The organism is Candidatus Bandiella numerosa, assembly GCF_021811875.1.
GTDB lineage: Bacteria > Pseudomonadota > Alphaproteobacteria > Rickettsiales > Midichloriaceae > Aquirickettsia > Aquirickettsia numerosa_A.
The window spans coordinates 1-5,497 of record NZ_JAJBJD010000063.1; the positions used below are offsets into that span (position 1 = coordinate 1).

The 5,497-nt window shown below is 29.7% G+C and carries 4 protein-coding genes; all 4 read right to left on the bottom strand.

The window, feature by feature from the left end; all coding sequences use genetic code 11:
- Positions 1-153: 153 nt before the first annotated feature.
- Positions 154-702, bottom strand: coding sequence for a hypothetical protein (locus L8D11_RS03055; protein WP_236870207.1), 549 nt, complete (start codon positions 700-702; stop codon positions 154-156).
- 133 nt (positions 703-835) lie between these two features.
- Positions 836-1,453 (bottom strand): heme ABC exporter ATP-binding protein CcmA, encoded by a 618-nt coding sequence (gene ccmA / locus L8D11_RS03060; RefSeq protein ID WP_236870208.1) that lies wholly within the window; start codon positions 1,451-1,453, stop codon positions 836-838.
- 2 nt (positions 1,454-1,455) lie between these two features.
- Positions 1,456-3,228: an ABC transporter ATP-binding protein gene (locus L8D11_RS03065; protein ID WP_236870209.1), complete on the bottom strand. Its 1,773-nt coding sequence runs from the start codon at positions 3,226-3,228 to the stop codon at positions 1,456-1,458.
- 1 nt (position 3,229) lies between these two features.
- Positions 3,230-5,122 (bottom strand): Rne/Rng family ribonuclease, encoded by a 1,893-nt coding sequence (locus L8D11_RS03070; protein WP_236870210.1) that lies wholly within the window; start codon positions 5,120-5,122, stop codon positions 3,230-3,232.
- Between the last annotated feature and the right edge of the window lie 375 nt (positions 5,123-5,497).

Below are 5,497 nucleotides of genomic sequence, written 5' to 3' on the forward strand. Positions count from 1 at the left end.
TGTAATAATTACTTTCTCTGCATTTGCAACATATTATTTCTGACATATACTAACCTTATTTGTGTTATTGTGCATATCATATCAGCTTTCTCAATTGTATGCTATATTTGTTTAGCAATGCCAAAAAATGGCAATAACAGTTAATGATACGCTTTAATTATCTTCTTCTATGGAAATTTTAATTACGTAACTTGATAGCAATATAAATAACGGCGTGGTTAGCAAAAATATACTTATTAATAATAAAGAGTAAAATTGGTCATTTGAAATATAACATAGTGAGCTTATAATGATTGTCGGGATGTTTATAAACACAGAAATCAATATCTGAGATATTCTTTTTTTAAAGCTTAAAAGAAAAGATGACGATACAAGGGCATTAATAGTAATGTTAAATACTATCAATAGCTTCACTAATAATAAATATGCAACGTTATCAGCCCTATAACTATAAATGAAAAAATCCATAATTATCATTATAGGCACATATAGTAATCCATACATTACAAAAGAGGCAATAATTTTACCTAATAAAAAAAATTCAAGTATTACACCTGTTAGTAAAAATTGTTCGAATAATCCCTTCTTATGGTCCTCTACAATAATCAAATCTGAAGATAATGTTATTGAATAAATAATAAATAATATTTCAATTATTTTAAATGTTTCAGCATTAATACTACTTCCTTGTAAAAATCTCAAAATGGTAATAGAAGAAAGAAACAAAAAAATGCTGCTAATAATGAAGGCCTTATTTTTAATGAAAATACTCAATTGTCTGCATAAAATGGCCAAAAAAACCTTATATATGGATAATGCATTTAACTGAACATTTTTATTCATCGCAAAAGTCCTCTAAATTTATTTCAGAAGAATTTTCTACTTTTATATTTTGATCATGATTAGTAATTATTACAATTCCCTTTTGCATGCACCTAGCCTTAATTAAATTGGTCAATATGTCTTTGCCCTGGCTATCTAAACTGTTAAATGGTTCATCAAGCAACCAAATTTTTGCATTACATAATAATAATCTTGCCAATAGCAGTCTTTGTTTATAGCCTTGAGACAATTTATAAACTTCAAAATTAACATATGGCTCTAGAGAAAATGTTCTTATTGCAGCTAATATATTGATTTCCTGATCATATAGCTTACTCCAAAATTCAAGATTTTTCAGTACTGTCTGATCCTCATCTAATATCTCCGCTTTTCCTACATAAAAAAGTAACTCGTAAAATTCTTTTAACGCCAGCTTCACGTTTATAGAGTTATAAAAAATATCTCCTGTATTTTTAGGTATCAGATTAGCAATTACCTTGAGCAAGCTTGTTTTTCCGATTCCGTTTCTTCCCTTTATGATTAAAACTGAGCCATTAAAAATGGTAAATCCTAAATTCGAGAAAAGTAATTTATTATTTTTGCTAACTGTAATATTGCTACAAGTTAACATTTTTAGCTAATTGTAGTATTAGATTTATATTGCTCGTACAATCTAGAATACTCTCCTGAATTTAAAATCAGCTCATTATGACAACCCGATTCATCAATTTTACCATCTGACAGTACAAATATATTATCCGCCGTCTCTATTGTTGAAAGTCTGTGAGCGATAACAATAGTAGTTTTGCCTTTTTTTAAATAATCAAGCGCCATCTGAACCTTTTTTTCTGAAATTGAATCAAGCGCACTTGTTGCTTCATCAAGTAATAAAATAGGGGCATTTTTTAACACAGCCCTTGCTATTGCAAGCCTTTGTTTTTGCCCACCTGAAAGTTTAACTCCATTTTGCCCAATATGCGTATCATACTGATTAGGTAATTCCATTATAAATTCATGAGCTGCAGCAACCATTGAGGCATCTAAAATTTCCTCATCTGAAGCATCTAGCTTCCCATACCTTATATTTTCCATGATAGTATCATCGAAGAGATTAATATCTTGACTTACGAAGGCTATATTTTTTCTTAAAACATCCAATTTTATATCCTTTATGTTTACTCCACCTATAAAAATATCTCCAAAATCCACATCATATAATCTTTGTAGTAAATTCAAAACAGTAGTTTTACCAACTCCAGAACCACCAACTAATGCAACGGTTTGACCTTGTTTAATATCAATATTAATACCATTTAAAATATTTTGATTGTCTTTATAAGAAAAGAATACATTCTTAAACTTCATATCAAATTGATTCAACTTTGTAACAGTTTGTTTTTTTTCAATTTTTACCTCTGGCTCTACATCAAGCATTAAGAATAGTCTTTTTGAGGCAGTTAAACCTTCTTGCATTATAGTATTAAGCTTTGATAGGGACTTTAAAGGTTTATATGCCAAAAGCAATGCAGCAATAAATGACACAAATGCACCTGAAGTAGTTTCGCCTTTTATAGCCTGCAATCCTCCATAAAAAATAACTGATGCTACTGCTAAACCACCGAGAATTTCCATTATTGGTGACGATGCCGATTCAATATATGCCGCTTTTTTATAAATTGATAAAAATTTATCAATAATCGCTTTAGCTCTACTAATTTCATAATCCTCTCTACAATAGGATTTGATGACCCTAATATTTTGAAACGTTTCATCTAGTCTTACTGTAAAATCACCAAGTTTTTCTTGCATGTTTTTTGAAATTTTTCGCATCCTTTTTCCCAATTTAACAACAGGATAAAAAGCCAGAGGAAATATTACAATAATAACTAGGGTCAAGCTAAAACTTTGATAAAACATCAGACCAACCAAACCAATTAGAGTAAAAAATTCTTTTATTACCCCTGTAAATATTTCTGAAGTAGTATTTTTGAGCACATTGATATCATTGGTAAATCTAGAAATAAGATTTCCTGATGGATATTTAGTTAAAAATTTTAAATCTGCATGAATCAAATGTTCATATAATTCCATTTGAATGTTGGAAACTATCTGTTGCCCAGCCCGTTTCATAATAACAGACTCATAAAATGATGCTATCCCATTAATTATAGAGTTAGCAACTATTGCAAGAGGGATAATGTAAAGCATACTATAATTTTTATCCACAAATATATAATCTAGCGCTGGTTGAATAATCCAAGCGCTCACTGCGGTTGTGCATGCAGTAATTATCATGCACAACAATGCTAAACTTAATTTTCGCTTTAATGGACTTATATAATTAGCAAACAATCTCTTAATAAGATACCAACTGCTATCGTACTTATTTTTTATATTATTTTCCACTTTATGACTTTATTTTTAACCACATTTTTTTCAGAATTGAGGTATCTTTTTTAACTTGCTTATTACCTTCGTGCATTTTGTTTTCTGGTTTTTTCCTCTTATTAAAATGCTCCTTATTATACCTTTTAAATCCTCTTTTATTCTCAGTATTATTCTTCACTCTGTTTTCTGAAGCTTCTTTATCTTCAGATGCATTAAGATGTATCTCATTACCATTTTCTGATTTTGTATCATCTTGCTCACTAGTTGCAAAATTCTCTGGCAACATGTATCTCCTATTTTTTAATGTAGGTACATTAGAAAATTTATGCAGAACAATTTTATAATCCTCTGCAGATACTATATCATCAATATGTAAATTAATCTGCATATTATAAGCCTTTTCTATGGCACTTAATTCGCTCTTAAAATGATTCATCAAATATACAATGATATCAGTAGTAGCAATCACATTTGCCACTCGTGCTTTTTTCTTACAAAGTAGAAACTTAAGCTTACCAATTAATAACGTGGCTACTGCACTATTCATAGTCACTTTCCCTTTGCCTGAGCAAGTTGGGCATACTTTAGAATTTGCCTCAATAAAACTTCTTCCAATTCTTTGCCTAGACATTTCCAACAGACCAAATTCACTAATTCTGCCTATTTGCACCTTAACTTTATCTTGCCAAAATGCCTTTTTTAATTGCCTCTCCACTAGCTTTTTATTTTGCAAATCAAGCATATCGATAAAATCTATTACTATCAATCCTGACAATCCTCTGAATTTAACTTGCTTAGCTATTTCTAGTGTTGCTTCTAGATTAATGTTCAAAGCAGTATTTTCTATACTATATTCTTCTGTATAGGTGCCTGAATTAACATCAATCGATATGAGTGCCTCAGTGGTATTTATCACCAAATACCCCCCTGATTTTAACTTTACTGTATTAGAATAAAGCTCGTGCAACTGCTCCTCTATATTATGCTCGTATAATATAGGGGATGCGCTTGTGTATTCTTCTAATTTTTGAGTATTTCTTGGAATAAAGATATTTAAAAATTCTTTTACTTTTTCATATGCGTCACTGCCCGAAACTATTATTTTTTCAACTTCACTAGTGTAATACTCTTTTACTCCATTAATAAGCAAATCTCCCTCTTCATATACTAAAGACGGAGCATAAGAAGAAACTGCAGAACTTTTTATTTTTTCCCAAGTTCTGTTTAAATATTGAAAATCTCTTTTAATCTCCGCTTTCGTTCTATATGCAGAGGCAGTTCTGAGTATTAAACTTGATTCCGTATGATTTTCTAATAATTCCTCAGAAATAGATTTTAATCTTTCTCTTTCTTCAGTATCATCTAGTTTTCTGGATATACCTAGGTTATTTTTAAATGAATTGGGTGAAAATACACAATATCTACCGGATAAAGAAATATAAGTAGTTAAAAAGACTCCTTTATTGCCTCTCTCCTCTTTTTCAACCTGCACTAAAATTATCTGATCCTTTTTTATTACTTCTTGTATTTTATAACTATTGTAAAGCTCATTATTGAATAAATTTTTTACAGTCTTGTTGCTCGATTCAAAAGATTGTAAAATTTCATTATCTGCTAATTCAGCATCTTTTATCTTACTAAGTAATTGCTCTTTATCAGCAACTGGTATTTGATAATACTTAGGGTGAATCATTTCAAAGGATAAAAACCCTTTTCTATCGCTCCCATAATCTATGAATGCGGCTTGTAAAGATGGCTCTATTCTATTTACTTTACCTAAATAAATATTACCCTTAATTAATTTTTTACGGGAATTTTGATAAAAAAATTCTTCTAATTTCCCCTCGCCGTCTAATAAAACAAATTTTGTTTCTTCTGGGTAAAACGCATCAATTAATATTTTTTTTGACATTATATTTCTCCTTGTAATTTTTACTATACTTTATGATTAACTATATTCACAAATCGTCAATCGATACTCATAGACTATTATTGGACTACAACCCTATGCCTTTATCAATCATAAATTTTGCATGCCCATTTAGTGACCTGCATGATTTTATCGTATAGATTATAATGAAATTAGAAAAAAATGATAGCTTAAATATGGCATAGAAGATTTTGCATGATTTTTACGTAGCAATTAAGCAAGGATTTTGCCGGCACAGTCAAGTTAAAAATAGAATAAAATTCTGATATTGAATAAAAGATTATAAAATTGTAGGATTTAAAAAAATAAATATCAAAAAAGATGAAGGGCACACCAAACAGACATAGATATCCAATG

Excerpts from the sequence above, each read along its gene's own strand:
- ccmA (WP_236870208.1), bottom strand. The coding sequence starts at position 1,453 with ATGTTAACTTGTAGCAATATTACAGTTAGCAAAAATAATAAATTACTT.
- L8D11_RS03070 (WP_236870210.1), bottom strand. The coding sequence starts at position 5,122 with ATGTCAAAAAAAATATTAATTGATGCGTTTTACCCAGAAGAAACAAAA.